The following is a 2812-nucleotide window of genomic DNA, read 5'->3' as shown; positions in this document are numbered from 1 at the left end:
GCGGACCTATGACTACACCTGCGCCGTCACCGGCTGGTGTCTGCGCAACGGTGGTGGCCGTCCCGAGGTGCAGGCGGCGCATATCCAGCCGGTGGCCGCTCAGAGCCTCACATCCTCAACATCTTGTACAAAAAACACTGCCAAAATCGCTCATTCTCTCTGCCGCGCCACACCGGCACGTCAATATGTTGGGTCTGTCCCAGGTAAGGCGGTTATGGGATCTCATAGGCGGGATAAGGCAAGTACACAGGAAAAGCCGGCTGCGCTGATATAAGCAGGAAGGCCTGATCGAACATTTTATCCGCGGGAACGACTGCACGAACGGCATATCGGCTGGTGGGTGTTCATCGCAACACGGTCACTTCCTACTCTCATCGCCTTCGCGAGATCACGACCTGTGAGCTGGCCAAGGAAAGAGAAGAGTTGCTGGGAGTGAGATTAAGGCAAATGAGAGCTGTTTCGGTGGCACAGGAAGATCAGCGCGGACGCGGAGTGGCTGGGAAAGTACCTGCTTTCGGACCGTTGAAGCAGGAGGGGAAAGTTGATGCGAGGATTATCGAAGATGCTCCGCCATGACGCAGTTATCCCCGATAAGATGCAAGGTCGTTCCTGAGAGTATCGTTTATACGGATTCTTGGGGAGGTTAGAGGTTACGATGTGCGGACGCTTCCGATTTTCACCATCTTTGGATCGACCATTCTGAAACCGTTCGCTGAGGACAAAAACCACACAATCAATAGAATCAAGAACTTCTGGAATCAGCCCAAACGCCATCTGCACCACTTCAATGGCATTTCAAAAGCGCATATTGTCCTGCTCCGGAGAGAGGATGAGGAACGTTGCAATTGCCGTCATACAAAAATAAAATTAAAACATCCGCCGCGTTAGAAAACATGCGGGATAATTATCTAGAACAGACCCTCCTCTTGGAATTTATATCAATAGTAGTTTAGCAACACTAATCTCCGAAATAGAACTTCTTATCAATATATTTTTCTATTCTCAGATATAATGGAGAATTATGCCATGAATCCGTCAAAACAATTGATAATGTTATAATAAATAAGGCGGCCACCGCACCAGTCCAACCACCAAGAAAACCAATTACAACACCAATAACTATTCCAAATATACTAGGAAACCAACCAACAATGAACTTTATGATCGCTCCAAAAGCGAAGTAAAGAAAGAATATAGCTATAATCCCAACAACTATAAGTATTAACTCCATAACCTATTGCCCCAATATTTTTTTCTTTTCTCTCTCAAATTCCTCATCAGAAATTATTCCCTTTTCCTTTAGAGATGCTAATTTCTCAAGTTTTTCATATGGATCTTCCTTTACCTCCTGTGAAGCAACCTGATTTTCCCTCCTGTTTATCGCATCAATCGCCTCTTGGCATTTATTAGTGAAGTTCTTTACTGTTTTCTTCCACACATTAGTAATAAGCCTATCTTTCGCACCATCCGTAATGATGATCTTTCCAAACAGAAGTCCCGTCGTTCCCGATACGGCATTAATCCGATTTAAAGGAATAGACTCCTGCTTAAGACCGTAAATCATCCCCTTATCAAGGAAAATTACCCTCCTATCTGTTAACGTTATTAGCCAAGTATTTCCATCCATCATACCGGACGTAAAGGCCAATATCTGCTCGCCGTCCTGGAGTATTTCAGGAAGATAATGCAGCTCCTTCTTTGTAAAGAACTGATCATCCCCCATTTCTTTGGCAATTCTATTATATTCTTTGGTAAGCTCTTCCTTGGAAGCAGTTTTATAGTTAAATGCCATTGACCCCTCCTCATTCTTGAGATGACACACCCTCTCCGGTGCCCACCGATGGGCTGACGTAATGCTAGTCTCAACAATAGTCCATGTCAAGAAGAGAACAGCAGGGTCGCCTTTTCTGTAATGGGTGGTGGGAGCCCCGGCGGTGGAAAATGAAAGCACGGAAGGGCAAAGTTCTTTTCATTTCTTGACCAACTGCATAAAAATATAAGCGCTTTTCCCTCAAATCCTTACTTGGCTTTCCTTTTATGCGACGGCGAGCAAAGAGAGGGGTGTTGCGCCGCGGCCCTTTAACGAGAAATCTCCACTAACGGAGAAGGTTGCGCTGCGAAATACGCTCCACAAGGTCGCACAGCAATGTGTCGGGCGGTGAAATTGGCCAGCCAACTTGGCAGCGTAGCAAAGTGAGTTATCCCTGCGGCAGAGACAAACTTTCACCTTCTTCTGAATGGAAACGACCCAGATCCATGACTGCAAAGCTGTGAGGATTTTACCATCGCCCCCCGTGAAATATTAATATTCGAAATAGGTTATTCTCAGCGCGGATCTCCTCCCCATGATGTTTTGTTATCGGCGCCAATAACACCCGCCGCGGGGGATGCCCGGGCGGGTGTCATGCGTTGGTTGCGGGGGTGGGATTTGAACCCACGACCTTCAGGTTATGAGCCTGACGAGCTACCGGACTGCTCCACCCCGCGTCAGATTTCCGTGATCGGCAACCGGTCCTCGGTGACCAGATAGGCGCTGCGCCGCCACACGGCAACCCCCGCAGCGCTTGCAGCGCGCGCCGACCGATGATCGCCGCCGCACGGGCCGGGCACCGCTGCCGCTTCGACAAGATGAATGGTGAAGACCTGTCCGCGGCGTCGCCTGCTGCGATCTGCTGCATCCGGCTGGAGCCGGCTGACCTGGCGGCGACCTACTCTTCCAACGCTTAAGCGTTAGTACCATCGGCGCTGCCGTCTTTCACGACCGAGTTCGGAATGGGATCGGGTGGGACAACGGCGCTATGGCCACCAGGTC

At 49.1% G+C, this 2812-nt stretch carries 2 protein-coding genes, 1 tRNA gene, 1 rRNA gene and 1 pseudogene; 1 reads left to right on the top strand and 4 read right to left on the bottom strand.

Annotated features, from left to right (window positions below):
• A pseudogene (locus D6694_03980) lies at nt 1-100 on the top strand (restriction endonuclease).
• An 858-nt stretch (nt 101-958) separates the two neighbouring features.
• Here the strand turns inward: D6694_03980 and D6694_03975 are convergent.
• The 4 genes from D6694_03975 to rrf all read right to left on the bottom strand — a co-directional run bounded on the left by D6694_03975 (nt 959) and on the right by rrf (nt 2810).
• The gene (locus tag D6694_03975) at nt 959-1231 is read right to left on the bottom strand and encodes a hypothetical protein (protein RMH46001.1); all 273 of its coding nucleotides are present in this window, start codon (nt 1229-1231) and stop codon (nt 959-961) included.
• 3 nt (nt 1232-1234) lie between these two features.
• Nucleotides 1235-1792 carry a hypothetical protein gene (locus D6694_03970; GenBank protein ID RMH46002.1) on the bottom strand — a complete coding sequence of 186 codons (558 nt, stop codon included), beginning with the start codon at nt 1790-1792 and terminating at the stop codon, nt 1235-1237.
• 618 nt (nt 1793-2410) lie between these two features.
• Nucleotides 2411-2487: transfer RNA gene (locus D6694_03965), tRNA-Met, on the bottom strand.
• A gap of 208 nt (nt 2488-2695) precedes the next feature.
• Nucleotides 2696-2810: ribosomal RNA gene (rrf, locus tag D6694_03960) — 5S ribosomal RNA — on the bottom strand.
• Nucleotides 2811-2812: the final 2 nt, after the last annotated feature.

This window comes from Gammaproteobacteria bacterium (assembly GCA_003696665.1).
Lineage (GTDB): Bacteria > Pseudomonadota > Gammaproteobacteria > Enterobacterales.
Note: the sequence above shows the minus strand (reverse complement) of the source record. Positions and strands in the feature narration are given on the sequence as shown.